The sequence below is a fragment of the Variovorax sp. P1_G12 genome (assembly GCF_056405555.1).
On record NZ_JBFUBW010000010.1, the window covers coordinates 26,064 to 42,575 of the forward strand.

Consider the following 16,512-nt stretch of genomic DNA (forward strand, 5'->3'; position numbering starts at 1 on the left):
CCGGCGTGCTCAACCCGCACGCTCCCGTGGCGCTGCTTCGGCTGCCGCCCGCCTTGCATCGCGATCCATGAGTGCCGTCCTCCCCCGCCTGCCTGCAGAGCCATCGCCAACCGCCGCATCGCCCAGTCACACCGCGAGCCGCATCACCGTCATCGCGGATGCCGCGATCGATCCGACGCAGCGGGCTTCGGCGCGCAGCGAGCCGAGTCGCTGGCGACTCTTCGTACCCTGGCTTCTTCCGGTTGCGCTTGTCGCCCTGTGGCAGTACTTCTCGGCCATCGGCCGGCTGCCCGCGGGGATCCTCCCGGCACCGTCCGACGTGCTGCGTGCGGCCTGGGGGCTCGCCGAGCGGGGTGAACTGCAGCGCGACGTGCTGGTGAGCCTGCGCCGCGTCGCGATCGGCTTCGTGACCGGCGCGGCGACCGGCCTGGTGCTGGGCTTCCTGGTCGGCCTGTCGAGCCTGGCGCACGGCTTGCTCGACCGCTCGCTGCAGATGGTTCGCACGATTCCGCATCTGGCGCTCGTGCCGCTGATGATCCTGTGGTTCGGCATCGGCGAAGAGCCGCGCGTGCTGCTGGTGGCAATGGGCTCGCTGTTCCCGGTCTACCTCAACACGATGAGCGGCATCCGCGGCGTGGACCCGAAGCTGATCGAGCTGGGCCGGTCGTATGGCCTGGGGCCCCTCGGCCTGATCGCCGGCGTGGTGCTGCCGGGCGCGCTGCCGCCGATCCTGACCGGCATTCGATACGCCCTCGGCGTGGCCTGGCTCACGCTGGTGGTCGGCGAGACCATCGCCTCGCGCGACGGTATCGGCTACATGGTGCAGAACGCGCGCGAATTGCTGCGCACGGACGTCATCCTGCTGGCGATCGTGCTGTACGCGATCGCCGGGTGGCTGGCCGACTCGATCACCCGGGCCGTCGAACGACGCCTGCTGCGCTGGCACCCCAACTACGCCAAAGGAGCGGCGCGATGACCCATGCATCCTCCAATGGCGACAGGCTGAGCCTGCGCGGCGTCGGCAAGGCCTTCGGCGAACGGATCGTGCTGCACGAGGTCGACCTGGAGATTCCGGCCGGCCAGTTCGTCGCGCTGATCGGCGCCAGCGGTGTCGGCAAGTCGACGCTGCTGCGCATCGTCGCGGGACTGGAGGCACCGACCTCGGGCCGTGTCGAACTGCGCTCGCGCAACCCGTCGCCGGACATCCGCATGATGTTCCAGGAAGACCGCCTGATGCCCTGGCGGACGGTGTTGCGCAACGTGACATTGGGTCTGCGCGCACGCGACGACGATGCCCGCACGCTGCTCGCCGCGGTGGGGCTGGCCGGCCGCGAGAAGGACTATCCGGTCGTGCTGTCGGGCGGACAGCGCCAGCGCGTGGCGCTGGCGCGCGCCCTGATCCACGAACCCGAGCTGCTGCTGCTCGACGAGCCCTTCGGCGCGCTCGATGCGATCACGCGGGCGTCGATGCAACTGCTTCTCGAAGGCCTGCTCGCACGCCGGCCGCGCACCGTGCTGCTCGTGACGCACGACGTCGAAGAGGCGCTGGTCCTGGCCGACCGCGTGCTCCTCATGCGCGAGGGCCGCGTCGCCCGCGATCTGTTCATCGACCGCGAGCGGCCGCGCCATCGCGGCGACCCCGAGCTGGCCGCGCTCAAGGAAGAGCTGCTCGAAGGGCTTGTGTCGGCGCAAGCCGGGCAGGCCGTCCGCTGAACGCAGGCACACAAGCCCTCAATCCCGATTTTTCCAGACCCATCACAGGACTCTCTCCCATGCCGATCGACACCTTCTCTCATTCAGACACCTTGGCCCTGGCCGCACGGCGACGCTTCCTCAGCCTGAGCGGCCTGGCACTGGCGCTGGCCGGGGGCGCGGGCGCGCTGGCACTGGCGGGCTGCGGCAAAGGCGACGCACCGCCAGCAGCGGCCGCTGCCGGTGCAGGCGCCGCCGCATCCGCGGCAACGGCGGCCGAGCCGCCGCAACTCACGATCGCGATCATCGGTGACGGCCGCACAGGCGTTTTCGCGTCGCTGCGCGCGGGCGACGACGGCCGCAAGCTCGAAGACGAGATTGCGGCCAAGGTGGTGTGGCAGCCGGGCTTCACCGCATCGCTGCCGGTCATGGAAGGCATCAAGGCCGGCGGCGTCGACTTCAGCTTCGCGACCGCCACGGCGATCGTCAACGCGGTGGCGGCCGGCGTGCCGATCGTGCCGTTGGCGGCCTATCCATTGCCGGCGACCGAAGTCGACGTGCTGGTGGCGAAGGATTCGCCGATCCGGTCGGCGGCCGATCTCAAGGGCAGGAAGATCGCTCACCAGAACGGCACCACCGGCACCTACAGCCTGGTCAAGTACCTGGAAGCGGCGGGGCTTCGGCTGAACGATGTGCAGGCGGTCAGCCTGAGCGGCGCCGACGCCTACACGGCCTTCGCCCAAGGCAGCGTGGACGCATGGATCCACTGGCAGCCCGCCAGCGCCCTGGCGCTTGCCAAGCTCGGCGACAAGGCGCGCACGCTGCCGGACGTGAAGACCTACGACTACGCCTTCTACGTCGCACGCGCCGAGTTTGCCGACAAGCATCCGCAAGTGGTGGCCAGGCTGGTGCGGCTGATCCGCGAGTCGCAGCAATACGCCCTCGCGCATCCGGACGAAACCGTCGCATCGTGGGCCAGGCTGGGCGGCTTCGAACCCGGCAGCGTGGAAGAGAAGGTGTATCGCCAGCTCATCGTCGACGCCCGGTTGTCCGACTCGGGTGCGGTCGCTCTCAAGCCGATCGACGGCGCCGCCGCCGACTCGACCCAGGATCTGGCCAGCAACTTCCAGTCGCTGGGCGTGCTGCCGAACAAGGTCGACGTGCGCAGCTTCCTGCTGGACACCCGCTTCGACCCCGTCAAGAAACTCGTCGCTGCCGAGCTCGGAGCCTGAACCATGCCGAAGCCCCAAGACAAGAAGATCCACCTCGCCGCCTTCGTCACCGCGGGTCCCGGCCGCCCGGGCGGCTGGCGCTACCCGGCCTCGGAGAGCGGCTGGCTCGATGCCGACTACTACCAGGGCATCGCGCGCACGCTCGAAAAGGGCCTGTTCGACCTCGCCTTCTTCGCCGACATCCTCGCGGTCCCCGACCGCTACCAGGGCAGCAACGACACGCAGCTGCGCCACGGCGCACTCGGTTCGCTGCGGCTCGATCCGGTGGTGGTGCTGTCGATCATGGCGGCCGCGACCCGACACCTCGGGCTGGCGTCGACGCGCTCGACCAGCCACTACGAGCCCTTCGAGGTCGCACGCTCCTTCGCGACGCTGGACCATCTGAGCGCCGGCCGCGCCGCCTGGAACGTGGTCACTTCGTTCCAGGATGCCGAAGCCCGCAACTTCTCGAAGAAGGAACAGGTGCCGCGCAGCAAGCGCTACGACCGCGCCGACGAATTTCTCGAGGTCGTCTTCAAGCTCTGGGACAGCTGGCAGGACGACGCGCTGGTGCAGGACCGCAAGACGCCGCTCTTTGCCGATCCGGCCAAGGTCCACTATGTCGATCACGAGGGCGAGTGGTTCAGCGTCAAGGGGCCGTTGAACGTCGCCCGGCCGCCGCAGGGCTACCCGGTGATCCTGCAGGCCGGCGCTTCGGATCGCGGCCGTGACTTTGCGGCGCAATGGGCGGACGCCATCTTCGTCAGCCACGATTCGCTGGACAGCGCCAAGGCCTTCTACAAGGAGATCAAGGACCGCGTGCGTTCGCACGGCCGCGACCCCGATTCGCTCAAGGTGCTGCCCGCCGCGACGCCGCTGGTCGGCGAGACGCAGGCGATCGCCGAAGAGAAGGACCGCGCGCTGCGTGCGCTGGTCGATCCGCATGCCGGGCTCTCCACGCTGTCCTATCACCTCGACGTCGACCTCTCGAAATACCCGCTCGACTCGGCGCTGCCCGACATCGACGTGCCCGGCGTGCAGGGCCACTACCAGGAAGTGCGCGAAGCCACCGAGCGCGACCAGCTGACGCTGCGCGATCTGGGCAAGCGCTACGGCAGCCGCTACGAAGGGGACCTGATCGGCACGGCCGACAAGGTGGCCGACGGCATGGAGCGCTGGTTCCGCGAAGGCGCCTGCGACGGCTTCATGATCAGCGCGCCCTACCAGCCCGGCGGCTTCGAGGACTTCGTGCGGCTGGTGGTGCCCGAACTGCAGCGGCGCGGACTCTACCGCACGGCGTACGAGGGCGCGACCCTGCGCGAGAACCTGGGACTCGAAAGGCCGGCTGCCGGTGCGTGGAAGGAACGGGCCGCGTCCGGCATCGCCGAAAGAAGGAGGGCAGCATGAGCACCACGGTCGACGAACGACAGGAAGCTCCCGCCGCGGTGGGCGAGATCGTGAGCGTGCGTGCGCGGGCTGTCGAACCCTTCGGGCGCTTCCTTGTGAGTGCACGGCAGCATCACTTCGTGTCGGATACGAAGGCGACGGCTGGCGGCCCTGGAGATGCGGTGCAGGCCGGCGAGCTGCTGCTGGCTTCGCTGGCGTCTTGCGGGCTGGGGCTGGTGCAGAAGACCGCTCGGGAACGAGAGGTGGCGCTGAAGGAGGCCGAGGTGGAGGTCTCGTTCGAGCGCGACCCGGAGGATGGCACGCGCTACGCGGCCATCCGGCTGGGCTTCGTGCTCGAAGGGGTCGACCTGGCGACCGCACGGATGCTGGTCGACGCGTTCACCGGGGCCTGTCCGATCTACAACACGTTGAGGCGGGGCGGGCCGATCGAGGCCGCAGTCGCGGTGCGCCCCTGAGCGTCGGGTGTCAGCGCTGGGGTCACGGGGTCGCAGCGCTGCAGATGCGGGCCCGGCGCACTACAGTGCGAGCATGGCGTTCATCCAGAAGCACCTCCTCGTCCACGGCTACGTTCAAGGCGTGGGCTACCGCGGGTCCATGGCTCAGGCCGCCGAAGCGCTAGGCGTGCACGGTTGGGTGCGCAACCGCCGCAACGGCACGGTGGAGGCCCTTGCCATCGGCGACGCATCGGCCGTCGACGCGCTGGTGGATTGGGCGCGTCGCGGCCCGCCGGAGGCACGCGTCGAGCGGGTGGAGGTCGCGGAGCTGCCTGGGCCCGCTCAGGCAGCTGCAGGGTTTGCGCAACGTGAGACGCTTTAGCGTTTGACCGATGCTTGGATCCGGGGCGCCGTCGGCGCCGGTGCGCAGCCTCTCGACGACGTGGCTAAGACGGCGCGCAGTTGCTGACCGCTTGCCGCCCCAGGAAGCGGTCCTCCGCCCAGGCGGGGAATCGCTTGGCAGCCTCCGGGACGACCGGCTCGTGGTCCAGTCCGGGGAATTCGATGTACTCCACGCTGGACCCTGCCTTGCACATTGCCGTACGCTCCGACGCCGTCAGGCGAACGGGTGTCGTGGTGTCCGCCGAGCCCTGGTAGATCACGACGGGCATGCTTCCCTTCGGTGAGAAGTTGTCCACGGCGGTCATCGCGTTCCACCAACTGCTGCCCGGAATCAGTGCATCGGGCTTGTAGGGAGCGGCCACTGTGGCTGCAGCCGACCAGATGTCGAAGCAGCCGTCCGCCATCGCAGGGAACTGTTCAAGCCCCTCGGTGGTCAGGAAGTCGCCGTACTTGAGTTCAGGGTGCGCGGCCTTGATGCCGGGCAGCGTCGAAATCACGTAGCCCGCCAGTTCGGTGCTCTTCATCGAGTTCAGTGTCAGCTCTCGGATCCGCACTGCCGGCGCAATCAGCGCCGAGCCCAGGCCGGTGAACTCGGGCGCATAGCTGGCGGCGATGGACTCAGTCCACATGGTGGTCTGTCCCCCTTGTGACCAGCCGTACATGACGTAGCGTTTCGACGCCTTCGCCTCGGGGAAGTTCTGCACCGCCCGCAGCACGTCCAGCGACGCACGGGCATTGGGCTGGCCGGCCATGTAAAAGGCAGGCCCCGGCAGGCCCTGTCCGGGATAGTCGCTCATCGCCACGACATAGCCCTTTGCCAGCAGTGCCTGGATACCGGGTACCCGGCTGGCGTCCGACGCCACGAGACTGCGTCGCGAGGGCGCGCATGCGTCCGCCACGCCCGTCGTTTCGTGGTTCCAGAGAACCACATCCCGTTGCTGGCCGCCGGCAGCGGCATTGGGGACATAGATCTCTCCGGAGACGTACTTCCTGACGCCAGGTGCGATCTCTGAAACGTAAATGATGTTCCAGGCCTTGGCGCCGTCCGGCGCGTCGGTGCGCGGCTGCGCCCAGTAGATCTCGCCAGGTTTCGCCTGGGGATCCGGCGTGCCATAGACATCCCAGAAGCTGCTGCCGGAAGGGCCAGCGGTCACGGCGGGCGGGGTGGCGGCATTGGCGTTCCAGCCGCCAAGTGCCACGCCGCTGCGATCGCTGCCTCCGCATCCGCCGAGCAAAACGGACGCGGCAGCAGCAACGGCCGCCAGCTGCATCCTGGCCAATCTGGAAGTCATGGGGGTATGGGTGTCTCTCATGCGTGGTCTCCTTGGTTTTGGAACAGCCCGACAACACGCCGTCGGGCCGGTTTCACTCGGAAGATGGCGCTTTGCCATCGCGAGCAATTGATTATTAAAAATAAATAGTTTCAGTGATAGCCGGGTGAAACTACCAATGGATTCCATCCATGTAGTTATGTCTGGTAACCAAAAGGAAGCGGTGCGGCTCGGGGGAGAATGGAGGGCATGGCAACTCAGAAGAACGCGCCCGAAGATCGAACGCCTTTCGGGCTTCTTCGCGAAGCAGGCATCCATCACGTCGTCGGCTACCAGGTCGCGCAGGCATCCATTGCAACGATGCGAATCTTCGAGAGGCGGGTCGGCAGTGGTTTCAAGCTGCGCCCCGTGGAATTCACGATCCTGGCGTTGGTCGATGAAAACCCGGGTTTGTCCGCCAAACAGTTGTCCGAGGCGCTGGCGATCGCCCCGCCGAACATGGCGGTCTGGATCGAGAAGCTCGAGCGTCGCGGCCTGATCGAACGTGAGCGCAGCACCATGGATCGCCGCGCGCAGCACATACGTGCCACCGCTGCGGGGGAACAACTGTCGCGCGAATCGGTGCGCACCGTCCTTTCGGAGGAGCGCAAGGCGCTGGCAACCCTCAGCCCGGCCGAGTGGGCCATGCTGGTCGAGCTTCTGCACAAGGTCGCTCTCTGCCGTGAGGGCGCCGCCCCCGTCTCGTGAGGGACCTCCCCGATGTCACGGTGCCGCTTCGCGCTTCCGGTCGGCGCTTCTCGCCCCTCCAGCAGGCATTCAGCCTCGGGCGGCTGCGTCCCCCACCGACTCTTCGCGCGGCGTCAGCGCTTCCAGTAGCGAATGCACCAGGGCCGAGGGATCGCCCTCGCGCCAGATGCCGCGCAACTCGGACGGCTGCTCCGATTGGGCCAGCGGCCGGAAGCACAGGTTCGGCAACACCATGGTCTGCAACGACGAGGGCACCAGCGACACGCCGAACTTGCGGGCCACCAGTGCGGCCACCGAGAGCATGTGCCGCACCTCGTGGCGGATGTTGGGCGTGAACCCCGCACGCAGGCACATGGCGACGATCTTGTCGTGGAATTCCGGAGAGAACGGACGCGAGAACAGCACGAAATCCTCGTTCCGGAGTTCCTGCAGACGGATGTCGGCACGGGCCGCCAGCGGATGGTCTGCCGGCAGCACGCACACGAAACTCTGCCTGTCGAGCACGCGCGAGGCGATGCCGCCGGGCAAGGTGCGGGAATGGATGATGCCGAGGTCGATCTTCCGATGCTGGAGCGCGTCCACCTGCTCGAAGCTGTTGAGTTCGTGAATGACCACTTGCACGCCAGGCCGCGCCAAGCCAAAGCTTCGAGTCACCTCGGTCAGCCGCGTCAGCAGGGCCGAGCCGACGAAGCCCACGTGGATCGAGCCGGATTCGCCGCGCGCGATGCGCCCGGCCGAGGCCTGCGCTTCCCGCGTGAGCGAGAGGATCTTGAGCGCCTCCTGGTACATCACCTGACCGGCCGGGGTCAGCGCGACTTCGCGCGTGCTGCGGCGCAGGAGTTCGAAGCCCAGCGAGTCCTCCAGCTTGGCGATATTGAAGCTCAAGGGCGGCTGCGTGATGGACAAGCGCTGCGCTGCACGGCCGAAGTGAAGTTCCTCGGCCACTGCCACGAAATAGCGAAGCTGTCTCAGGTCCATGGGTGCTCGATTTATCCAATCCGTGGATCAATGGGGCGAAAAAATGTATTGGACCAGAAAAATCGGCGCGGCAAGAATTTCGACCAGCGCGCCGATCGGCACTCCCGAAGCATGGCGCGCAGCAGACCCATAAAAGGAGACAAACTTGAAAACCAGGATCGTCGCAGCCTGCGCCGCCCTTGCGGCCTCGGCACTCGCTGCCACTGCAGCGCATGCACAGGACTACCCGAACAAGCCCATCCGCGTCATCGTCCCGTACGCGGCGGGCGGCATGACCGACGTCGTGGCCCGCGTCATCGGCCAGAAGCTGGGCGAGCGACTGGGCCAGCCGGTCGTGGTGGAAAACAAGCCGGGCGCGGCCACCATCATCGGCGCCGAGGCCGTTGCCGGCGCCAAGCCCGATGGCTATACCCTGCTGGCCGCCACCAACACCACGCTCACCATCAACGGATGGCTCTACCCCAACCTGCGCTACGACCCCGTCAAGGCCTTTGCGCCGATCGCGCTGGTGGCTGCGGCGCCGAGCGTGATCGTGGTCCATCCCGGGGTCAAGGCGAAGACGCTCGACGAGCTCGTCAAGCTTGGCGCCACCAAGGCCGGGGACCTGAGCTACGCCTCCTACGGCAATGGCTCGAGCGCCCATCTGGCCGGCGAAATGCTCAGGACGCGAACCCGGATGGAAGTGCTGCACGTGCCCTACAAGGGCAGCGCGCCCGCCAAGGCCGCGGTGATGGCCGGCGAGGTCTCCATGACCTTCGAGCCGGCCTTCACCGGCGTGCCGCAGATCAACGGAGGGCAGCTGCGCGCCCTGGCCGTCATGAGCGGCAAGCGTTCGGCCGCCCTGCCCGAGGTGCCCAGCGTGGCGGAGCTTGGCTATCCGGGCATGGAAATGTCCGCCTGGGTCGGCCTGGTGGCGCCCGCGGGCACGCCGCCCGCCATCGTCGCGAAGCTGGCGACCGAAATCGAGAAGGTGCTCGCGCAGCCCGAAGTGCAAAAGCAATTGCTGAGCAACGGCGCCGAACCCGTCGGCTACTACCAGGATGCCTTCGCGGCCTACATGCGCGAAGAAAGCGCGCGCTACGGCAAGGTGATCGCCGACGCGCACATCAAGGCGGACTGAATGCAGGCACAGACGATCAAGCCGCTGTCGCACGTCCGGGTGCTCGACCTCTCCCGCGTACTCGCCGGCCCCTGGTGCACGCAGAATCTCGCCGACCTCGGCGCCGAGGTCATCAAGGTCGAGCGGCCCGGCGTGGGCGACGAGACGCGCGGCTGGGGACCTCCATGGCTGCCTTCGGGCGACCATCCGGAGCGCCAGGATTCGGCCTACTACGCATCGACGAATCGCGGCAAGAAGTCGATCACGGTCGACCTGGCAAGCCGCGAAGGCCAGGACATCATCCGGCGCCTGGCCGCCACCTGCGACGTGCTGGTGGAGAACTACAAGGTCGGGACACTGGCGCGCTACGGGCTGGCCTATGACGATCTCAGGGAATCCCATCCCGGATTGATCTATTGCTCCGTCACCGGCTTCGGCCAGACCGGCCCCTACAGCCACCGGCCGGGCTACGACTTCGTGTTCCAGGGCATGGGCGGCCTCATGAGCATCACCGGCGAGCGCGACGACCTGCCCGGCGGCGGGCCGCAGAAAGTGGGCATCGCGGTCGCCGACGTCACGACCGGCATGTACGCGAGCCTGGCGATCACGGCTGCGCTGGCCTGGCGCGAACGCAGCGGCCGCGGCCAGCACATCGACATGGCGCTGCTCGACTGCGCGATGGCCTTCAACAGCAACCAGGCCGTGAATTACCTGGTGTCCGGCCGGATGCCGCGACGCTACGGCAACGCCCATCCCAATGCCGTGCCCTACCAGGTGTTCGCCAGCAGCGACGGCCAGATCGTGGTGGCGGTCGGCAACGACGGCCAGTTCGCGTCCTACTGCCACGCCATCGGCCGGCCCGAGCTGAGCGCAGACCCGCGTTTCGCGAAGGTCTCGGGCCGTCTCGTCAACCGCGACCAGCTCCTGCCCCAACTCGGCGACATCATGCGCAGCGACACCACGGCCCACTGGCTGGAACGCCTCGAAGCCGCCGGCGTGCCTTGCGGACCGATCAACGACTTCGGCCAGGCTTTCGAAGACCGGCAGGTGCGCGAGCGCGGCATCCGCGTCGACATCCCGCTGTCCAGCGGCGGCACCTTTCCCGCCGTCGCCAGTCCGATGCGTTTTTCAGAGACCCCGATCGACTACCGCGTCGGCCCGCCCGAACTGGGCGAGCACACCGAGGTGGTGCTCGGCGATGCGTTGGGCCTGTCGACCGATCAGATCGAACGCCTGCGCACCGCCGGCGTGATCTGAGGCCGCGCTCCGCCGGCCGCTCTTCCCTTCCTGATCTCGAGGTGACCATGTCCTTCAAACCGAACTACTCCGAATACGTACGCCCTCGTCCCGCCACGTCGAACCAGAGCTCGCAGCATCTCGCACCGGACTGCGCAGGGCTGGATTTCTACGCGATGGACCGGGGCCTTCAGGACCTGCTGGCGCTGTACCTTCCAGCCGACCAGCGCCGGCAGTTGCAACCGCATTTCGAGCGCATGGGCCAGCTGGCCGGGGGACGCCTGAACGCGCTGGCCACGGTGGCCGACAAGAATCCGCCCGTGCTGCATGCGCGAACGCGCTGGGGCGAGGACGAGGACTGGATCGACTACCACCCGGCCTACCAGGAGATGGAACACATCGCCTTCGGCGATTTCCAGTTCCACGCCATGGGCCATCGCGCCGGCGTGCTCGGCTGCAGCGAGCCGCTGCCTGCGCTGGCCAAGTACGCCTTCCAGTATCTGTTCGTCCAGTCCGAGTTCGGCCAGATGTGCCCCATCAGCGTGACGGACACCTCCATCCACCTGATCCGCAAGTACGGCAGCGCCGAACTCCAGCAAAAACTCCTGCCGCGGATGCTCAGCGACGACATGGAGACGCTGTGGAAGGGCACGCAGTTCATGACCGAGAAGGCAGGCGGCTCCGACGTCGGCGCGGTCGAGACGGTGGCCCGGGAGATCGATGGCCGATGGCACCTGTTCGGCGAGAAATGGTTCTCCTCGCACACCGACGCCGACATCGCCCTCATCCTTGCGCGTCCCGAAGGCGCGCCCGCCGGCACCAAGGGCCTGGCGCTGTTCGCGATGCCGCGACGGCTGGAAGACGGCAGCCGCAATACCTACCGCATCGTGCGGCTCAAGGACAAACTGGGCACCCGTTCGATGGCCAGCGGCGAGCTGCGGCTCGATGGCGCCTTCGCCTACCCCGTCGGCGCGCTCGACCAGGGCCTCAAGCAGATGATGGAGCAGGTCAATCTCTCGCGTCTGTCGCACGCGGTGCGTGCTGCGGCCATGATGCGGCGCTGCCTGAACGAGGCGATGCAGGCCGCCCGCCACCGTTCGGCCTTCGGCAGCCCCGTCATCGCCTATCCGCTGCTGCGCCGGCAACTGCTCAAGCTGATGCTGCCGACCGAAGCAGCGCTGTCGATGGTCATGGCCACCGCCGACGTGATGCACAAGGCCAACCTGGGCGATGCCACGGCGCGCGACGCGCTGCGGCTGCTCACGCCGCTCATCAAGTTCCGCGCCTGTCGCGACAACATCGTGGTGGCGACAGGCGCCATGGAAGTGCGCGGCGGCAACGGCTACATCGAGGATTTCGTCAATGCGCGCCTGGTGCGCGACGCCCATATCGGCGTGCTGTGGGAAGGCACCAGCAACATCAACGCGCTCGACGCCATCCAGCGCGCGGTGCGCAAGAACGGCGCCCAGAACGCGCTCAGGAGCATCCTGGCCGCGCGCCTGGAACAAGGCACGGCCATCCCGGCGCGCCTGCGCCAGACGCTGCAGACCAGCCTGGACCGCGCGATCGCGCTGGCCGAATCGGTGGCGGCGAATGCCCGGCATGAAGGCGACGTGCGCCGCGCCGCGAGCGGCCTGTACTACGCCTGCGCGGCCATCCTGCTGGCCTGGGAAGGTGCACAGCCGGGCGTCGACGCTCGCCGCCTGCTGCTGGCCGATGCCCTCGTGCGCACGCGCCTGGCCCCGCGCGATCCGCTGGCAGGCCCCGATGAGGAGGGCGAGCATGCGGGCGACGCCCTGCTGCTCCAGGCCGACGCGCCCGGGCCGGAGGAGGTGGCCGCGCTCTTCATCTGAAGCCTTTCTGATCGCCAGAAACGGACAAATCCACAGCGCTTCACCGTCGTTTGCGGATATCTGTGCGGGGCGCCCATCCCTAGACTGCCAAGCATCCTCGCCCCTCTTTGGAGAACAGTCATGATGCTCGCCCCCGCCCTCCGCCTCACAATGCTCTGCGGGCTTTTCGCATGCGCGTCGGCCTCGCACTCGGCCGAAAAGATCAAAATCGGATTTCTCACGACACTGTCGGGCCCCGGCGCGGCAGCGGGCCAGGAGGTGCGCGACGGCTTCGCGCTCGGCGTCAAGCTGAACGGCGGCAATCTGGGTGGCTTGCCGGTCGAGATGACGGTGGTCGACGACCAGCAGAACCCGGAAAGCGCCCGCCAGTCCGTCGAGCGCTTCCTCAAGCGCGACAAGGTCGACCTGGTGACCGGCGTTGTCTATTCCAACGTGCTCCTGCCCGTTCTCCCGGGCATTCTGGCCAACGACACGGTCTACCTCAGCACCAACACCGGGCCGGCAGACTACGCGGGCGCCAAGTGCAACCGGAACTTCTTTGCCATCGCCTGGCAGAACGAGGACATTCCCCAAGCGATGGGTCGATTCGCCGCCTCGAAAGGCTACAAGCGCGTCGCCATGATCGCCCCGAACTATCCCGGCGGCCGAGAGTCACTGGGCGGATTCAAGCGCCAGTACAAGGGCGAGATCGTGGAGGAGATCTATACGAAGCTCAACCAACTCGACTACGCCGCCGAGTTGGCGACGCTGAAAGCTTCGAAGCCCGACGCCGTGTTCTTCTTCCTCCCGGGTGGGCAGGGCGTCAACTTCATCAAACAGTTCGACGCCGCAGGCCTGTCGAAGGATGTCGCTCTGCTGGCGCCCGGCTTCTCGGCGGACGAAGACACGATCAAGGGCATCGGCGATCCGATCGTCGGGCTCTTCAACGCGTCGCAATGGGCGGCCGATCTGCCCAACCCGGCCAACCAGAAGTTCGTCGCCGAGTTCCAGAAGGCGTACGGCCGAACCCCCACGATGTACGCTTCGCAGGCCTTCGATACCGCGATGCTCGTCAACAGCGCCGTAAGCGCTGTCAAGGGGAAGATCGAGGACCGCGACGCCTTCAGGGCTGCGCTGCGCAAGGCCGACTTCGCTTCCGTGCGCGGCCCCTTCGCGTTCAACACCAATCAGTATCCGATCCACAACATCTACATGCGAGTGGTGCAGAAGGACGCTGCAGGCAAGATCGGCAACAAGCTGGTGGGCACGGCGCTCACTCAGCACTCAGACCCGTTCGCAGGCGAGTGCTCGATCAAGTGATGGAACCGGGAACGCGCCTGGCAACGAGCAACGGCCTCCCGACGCCGCGCGTACGCCTCTCTGTCGCGATGATCCTCGCGACGGGACCGCGAATGCCAAGGCCTTGACCTGCGACGCTTGACTAGACGTTGCTACTCCACCGAAGGGCCCAACCGCTCGAACCAGACCCGCGGCGAAACGCCACGGTCCGGCCCCAGGATGGAGAAGCCGCCATCCACAGGCACGTCGACGCCCGTCATCCATGAGGCCTCCGCACTGGCGAGAAACGCCACCACGCGGGCGACTTCGACGCCCCGGCCGACGCGACCCAAGGGATGGAAATGTGCGCCGACCGCGTCCGCAGTCTCGATGGAGCCGGCACTCATGCGTTCGACCGACGGCGACCAGGTCCACGCCGGCGACACGGAAAGGACTCGAATTCCGCGCGGCGCCAACGTCACCGCGAAGTTCTTCGTGATCTGGATCAAAGCGGCCTTTGAAGCCGGGTAGATCGCACGGCCGTCGGCGCCGAACTTTCCGCCTGTGCTGGTGATGTTGACCACGGCGCTTCCAGGCGCCATGTGTTCCGCCGCTTTCTGCGTGAAGATCGCGGCCGACACCAGGTTGACGCCGAGCGTGCGATGCCATTGCTCACGGTTCGACGCAAGACCGTCGTCGTCGTAGCTGCAGGCGTTGTTGACCAGCAAGTCGAGACGCCCGAAGCGCGCAAGGACCGCTCCGATGCAACGATCGATTGCCTGGTCGTCCGTGATATCGACTTCCATGAAGATCGCACCATCTCCGATCGAAGTCGCCACGGCCGTGCCGGCCTCCCTGCCGCGCCCGAGCACGTACACGGTAGCGCCGTCCGCGGCAAGTCCCCGCGCAATATCGGCACCCAGGCCCTGTGTGGCGCCGGTCACGATGGCGACCCGACCCTTCAGTCGACCGCTCTCGCAAGCCGCGTTCATGATTGCAGTCCTTGCATGCGACGCTGCCTGATGGAACGCTTGGCGATCAAATGAAAACCTCCAGATTGCCGAACACGGCGTCACAGTTCACGAGGTCAACGCGCTTGAGCACGATCTTCCAGCCGCCTTCGGGCGAGGCAGCCAACTTGTGGAACACCGCACCAGCGAGCTGGCGCTGCTCCAGGCGCCAATCGGTCAACTGGAAGCTCGATCGAACAATGAGGTGGCCATCCGCATCGAGGCCTTCGATCGTCACGCCCCCCACCACATGCGCACTGCGCGTCACCGGCTGTTGCGACCAGTTGCGCGCGTTTTCCAGGCGGCGCACCCTGACTTCGCGCAACATCCGGTCCTCCCAGAAAAGAGAAACGGTCTCGAAGGGGTCGGCCTGTCCGTGGAAGCGCGGCACCCAATAGCGGCCGTCGTCGGTCCACAGACCCAACCATTCCGAAAATTGGCGATCGTCAAGCAGACGGGCCTCGMGAAACACAAAGTCCTCGATGATGCGGCGCGCTTCGACCGACAGGGAAGCTTGCGACACAGGCGCCGTAGAGACATCGAAGCGGCGATCAAGCAGTTGCACAGCCAGCCTCCTTGTCCTGCCGCAGCAGATGAACAGGTTTGGATGGTGTGGTCAGCATGTACTTCTTCCAGGTGGCGAACTGATTTCGCATCGGCAATTCGCTTGTTCCGTTGGTGGAAACCATGCCGTCGTCGGTGGACTTGTCCGTTCCAAGGTAGCGATGCAAGCTGACCCATTCGCCTCCACGCGTCATGTTGCCCTGCTGGCAGCGACGATAGACCTCCACGTCATCAGGCATCACATTGGACGACGGCGAGTTGATCACGTTGGCGTAGGTCAGCGCACGATCGAACACCTCGGGCGGTGCGCCCTTGAGGCGGAAGGTCTGGATCTCGACCATGGTGCGGTTCACGCTGACAGGACGGATCACGCGGAACTGCTGGAACACGGTGTGCGGCGATCCGCTGCCGTAGACGATGGTGTTGTGACGGTTCATGCCGAGGATCTCCCGTGCTCGCTCTTCGCCGTGCACATCCGCAAGCGACTTGAAGTGCGCCCGCGACACAGCGTCTCGCGTGGCGGCCGCAGGGTCGAAGATCGCCTCCATGTAGCCGTGCCCGTTCTCGTAGGCCCGCAACTCGAGCTTTTCCCAAAACTCATAGGGCTCACCGTTGCCGTCCATGATCAGCAGCTCGAAGGGCATCTCACCGAGCGCCTTCGCTTCTTCGCGCGCAGCCACGACGGAAGACTCGTGCGTCACGCGCGCATGCATGGTGTCATGCAGGTTCTCGTAGAACACCTTCCAGTTCGACTCCTGCATCACCCGGAAGGTGCCACCGGCCACTTCCACCTCGCCCACCGGCGAGCGATCGCACAGATTGTCGATCGACGAGATCACCCCGCCGAGAAAGCCGCGCAGATCAGGACCATCGCCCGACTGGCTTGCGAACACGAACCCGCGATAGCTTTCGACACGGGCCAGCGACCGCATCGAGAAGTCCGGATGAGCCGGGTCATAGTTGGTGTTTTCCAGCCCGCTCTTCAGCGGCGCAGACAGATGACTTCCATCCAGCTTGAAAGTCCATGCGTGGTAAGGACAACGGAAGAACTTGCCGGCACAGCCGTCTCCCTCTGCGACCAGCTTCGCGCCCTTGTGAGGGCAGCGGTTGTACAGCACGTGGACCTTCTTGTCCGCAGCGCGCACCATCACCACATCCTGGTCGCCGAGGCGCGTCGTGTGATAGTCGCCCAGGGCGGGAACCTGGCTCTCATGGCCTACGTAGATCCATGCCTGGCCATAGATGCGATCCATCTCGAGTGCAAAGATGCGCGGGTCCGTATAGACGCTCTTGTGCACACTGTCCGGGCGCACAAGCGCTGCGATTTCCTCATGGGTGAGTGTCATTGGGA

General features: G+C 66.5%; 16 protein-coding genes. 11 read left to right on the top strand and 5 right to left on the bottom strand.

Features of this window, described 5'->3' with window-relative positions:
• Positions 1 to 67: 67 nt before the first annotated feature.
• The 6 genes from AC1D2O_RS13355 to AC1D2O_RS13380 all read left to right on the top strand — a co-directional run bounded on the left by AC1D2O_RS13355 (position 68) and on the right by AC1D2O_RS13380 (position 5,126).
• Entirely contained in the window at positions 68 to 976 is a 909-nt protein-coding gene (locus tag AC1D2O_RS13355) for an ABC transporter permease subunit (protein ID WP_478086734.1), read from the top strand.
• Positions 973 to 1,713 carry an ABC transporter ATP-binding protein gene (locus tag AC1D2O_RS13360; RefSeq protein WP_478086736.1) on the top strand — a complete coding sequence of 247 codons (741 nt, stop codon included), beginning with the start codon at positions 973 to 975 and terminating at the stop codon, positions 1,711 to 1,713. The genes AC1D2O_RS13355 and AC1D2O_RS13360 overlap by 4 nt, the downstream gene beginning before the upstream one ends.
• A gap of 59 nt (positions 1,714 to 1,772) precedes the next feature.
• Positions 1,773 to 2,924 (top strand): ABC transporter substrate-binding protein, encoded by a 1,152-nt coding sequence (locus AC1D2O_RS13365; RefSeq protein WP_478086738.1) that lies wholly within the window; start codon positions 1,773 to 1,775, stop codon positions 2,922 to 2,924.
• 3 nt (positions 2,925 to 2,927) lie between these two features.
• Positions 2,928 to 4,310 (top strand): LLM class flavin-dependent oxidoreductase, encoded by a 1,383-nt coding sequence (locus tag AC1D2O_RS13370; protein WP_478086740.1) that lies wholly within the window; start codon positions 2,928 to 2,930, stop codon positions 4,308 to 4,310.
• A complete protein-coding gene (locus AC1D2O_RS13375; RefSeq protein WP_478086742.1) occupies positions 4,307 to 4,765 on the top strand; it encodes an OsmC family protein in 459 nt (152 codons plus the stop codon). The genes AC1D2O_RS13370 and AC1D2O_RS13375 overlap by 4 nt, the downstream gene beginning before the upstream one ends.
• A gap of 73 nt (positions 4,766 to 4,838) precedes the next feature.
• Positions 4,839 to 5,126: an acylphosphatase gene (locus AC1D2O_RS13380; RefSeq protein ID WP_478086744.1), complete on the top strand. Its 288-nt coding sequence runs from the start codon at positions 4,839 to 4,841 to the stop codon at positions 5,124 to 5,126.
• Between the two features lie 64 nt (positions 5,127 to 5,190).
• Here AC1D2O_RS13380 and AC1D2O_RS13385 read toward each other — a convergent pair whose 3' ends face one another.
• Positions 5,191 to 6,438, bottom strand: a complete 1,248-nt coding sequence (locus AC1D2O_RS13385; protein ID WP_478157173.1) for a lipase family protein — start codon at positions 6,436 to 6,438, stop codon at positions 5,191 to 5,193.
• A 228-nt stretch (positions 6,439 to 6,666) separates the two neighbouring features.
• On the opposite strand from AC1D2O_RS13385, the gene AC1D2O_RS13390 reads away from it, so the two are divergent.
• The gene (locus AC1D2O_RS13390) at positions 6,667 to 7,164 is read left to right on the top strand and encodes a MarR family winged helix-turn-helix transcriptional regulator (protein WP_478086748.1); all 498 of its coding nucleotides are present in this window, start codon (positions 6,667 to 6,669) and stop codon (positions 7,162 to 7,164) included.
• Positions 7,165 to 7,233: 69 nt separating this feature from the next.
• Here the strand turns inward: AC1D2O_RS13390 and AC1D2O_RS13395 are convergent, their stop codons facing one another.
• Entirely contained in the window at positions 7,234 to 8,142 is a 909-nt protein-coding gene (locus AC1D2O_RS13395) for a LysR family transcriptional regulator (RefSeq protein ID WP_478086750.1), read from the bottom strand.
• A gap of 145 nt (positions 8,143 to 8,287) precedes the next feature.
• On the opposite strand from AC1D2O_RS13395, the gene AC1D2O_RS13400 reads away from it, so the two are divergent.
• The 4 genes from AC1D2O_RS13400 (at position 8,288) to AC1D2O_RS13415 (ending at position 13,629) form a co-directional block, all read left to right on the top strand.
• The gene (locus tag AC1D2O_RS13400) at positions 8,288 to 9,262 is read left to right on the top strand and encodes a Bug family tripartite tricarboxylate transporter substrate binding protein (protein ID WP_478086751.1); all 975 of its coding nucleotides are present in this window, start codon (positions 8,288 to 8,290) and stop codon (positions 9,260 to 9,262) included.
• Positions 9,263 to 10,498 (top strand): CaiB/BaiF CoA transferase family protein, encoded by a 1,236-nt coding sequence (locus AC1D2O_RS13405; protein ID WP_478157175.1) that lies wholly within the window; start codon positions 9,263 to 9,265, stop codon positions 10,496 to 10,498.
• Between the two features lie 47 nt (positions 10,499 to 10,545).
• The gene (locus tag AC1D2O_RS13410) at positions 10,546 to 12,330 is read left to right on the top strand and encodes an acyl-CoA dehydrogenase family protein (RefSeq protein ID WP_478086755.1); all 1,785 of its coding nucleotides are present in this window, start codon (positions 10,546 to 10,548) and stop codon (positions 12,328 to 12,330) included.
• A 120-nt stretch (positions 12,331 to 12,450) separates the two neighbouring features.
• Positions 12,451 to 13,629, top strand: a complete 1,179-nt coding sequence (locus AC1D2O_RS13415; protein WP_478086757.1) for an ABC transporter substrate-binding protein — start codon at positions 12,451 to 12,453, stop codon at positions 13,627 to 13,629.
• Positions 13,630 to 13,760: 131 nt separating this feature from the next.
• Here the strand turns inward: AC1D2O_RS13415 and AC1D2O_RS13420 are convergent, their stop codons facing one another.
• From AC1D2O_RS13420 to AC1D2O_RS13430, 3 genes are read right to left on the bottom strand one after another with little or no spacing between them, the layout of a single operon-like run.
• Positions 13,761 to 14,579, bottom strand: a complete 819-nt coding sequence (locus tag AC1D2O_RS13420; RefSeq protein WP_478086759.1) for an SDR family oxidoreductase — start codon at positions 14,577 to 14,579, stop codon at positions 13,761 to 13,763.
• 46 nt (positions 14,580 to 14,625) lie between these two features.
• Entirely contained in the window at positions 14,626 to 15,162 is a 537-nt protein-coding gene (locus AC1D2O_RS13425; RefSeq protein WP_478157177.1) for an aromatic-ring-hydroxylating dioxygenase subunit beta, read from the bottom strand.
• The gene (locus AC1D2O_RS13430) at positions 15,149 to 16,507 is read right to left on the bottom strand and encodes an aromatic ring-hydroxylating dioxygenase subunit alpha (protein ID WP_478157179.1); all 1,359 of its coding nucleotides are present in this window, start codon (positions 16,505 to 16,507) and stop codon (positions 15,149 to 15,151) included. Before AC1D2O_RS13430 ends, AC1D2O_RS13425 begins: the two co-directional genes overlap by 14 nt.
• Positions 16,508 to 16,512 lie beyond the last annotated feature (5 nt).

What these genes read in the sequence shown, in the direction of transcription:
- AC1D2O_RS13360 (WP_478086736.1), top strand. Translation starts at nt 973, where the DNA reads ATGACCCATGCATCCTCCAATGGCGACAGGCTGAGCCTGCGCGGCGTC.
- AC1D2O_RS13410 (WP_478086755.1), top strand. Translation starts at nt 10,546, where the DNA reads ATGTCCTTCAAACCGAACTACTCCGAATACGTACGCCCTCGTCCCGCC.
- AC1D2O_RS13370 (WP_478086740.1), top strand. Translation starts at nt 2,928, where the DNA reads ATGCCGAAGCCCCAAGACAAGAAGATCCACCTCGCCGCCTTCGTCACC.
- AC1D2O_RS13390 (WP_478086748.1), top strand. Translation starts at nt 6,667, where the DNA reads ATGGCAACTCAGAAGAACGCGCCCGAAGATCGAACGCCTTTCGGGCTT.
- AC1D2O_RS13405 (WP_478157175.1), top strand. Translation starts at nt 9,263, where the DNA reads ATGCAGGCACAGACGATCAAGCCGCTGTCGCACGTCCGGGTGCTCGAC.
- AC1D2O_RS13375 (WP_478086742.1), top strand. Translation starts at nt 4,307, where the DNA reads ATGAGCACCACGGTCGACGAACGACAGGAAGCTCCCGCCGCGGTGGGC.
- AC1D2O_RS13380 (WP_478086744.1), top strand. Translation starts at nt 4,839, where the DNA reads ATGGCGTTCATCCAGAAGCACCTCCTCGTCCACGGCTACGTTCAAGGC.
- AC1D2O_RS13355 (WP_478086734.1), top strand. Translation starts at nt 68, where the DNA reads ATGAGTGCCGTCCTCCCCCGCCTGCCTGCAGAGCCATCGCCAACCGCC.
- AC1D2O_RS13365 (WP_478086738.1), top strand. Translation starts at nt 1,773, where the DNA reads ATGCCGATCGACACCTTCTCTCATTCAGACACCTTGGCCCTGGCCGCA.
- AC1D2O_RS13420 (WP_478086759.1), bottom strand. Translation starts at nt 14,579, where the DNA reads ATGAACGCGGCTTGCGAGAGCGGTCGACTGAAGGGTCGGGTCGCCATC.
- AC1D2O_RS13385 (WP_478157173.1), bottom strand. Translation starts at nt 6,438, where the DNA reads ATGACTTCCAGATTGGCCAGGATGCAGCTGGCGGCCGTTGCTGCTGCC.
- AC1D2O_RS13395 (WP_478086750.1), bottom strand. Translation starts at nt 8,142, where the DNA reads ATGGACCTGAGACAGCTTCGCTATTTCGTGGCAGTGGCCGAGGAACTT.
- AC1D2O_RS13415 (WP_478086757.1), top strand. Translation starts at nt 12,451, where the DNA reads ATGATGCTCGCCCCCGCCCTCCGCCTCACAATGCTCTGCGGGCTTTTC.
- AC1D2O_RS13430 (WP_478157179.1), bottom strand. Translation starts at nt 16,507, where the DNA reads ATGACACTCACCCATGAGGAAATCGCAGCGCTTGTGCGCCCGGACAGT.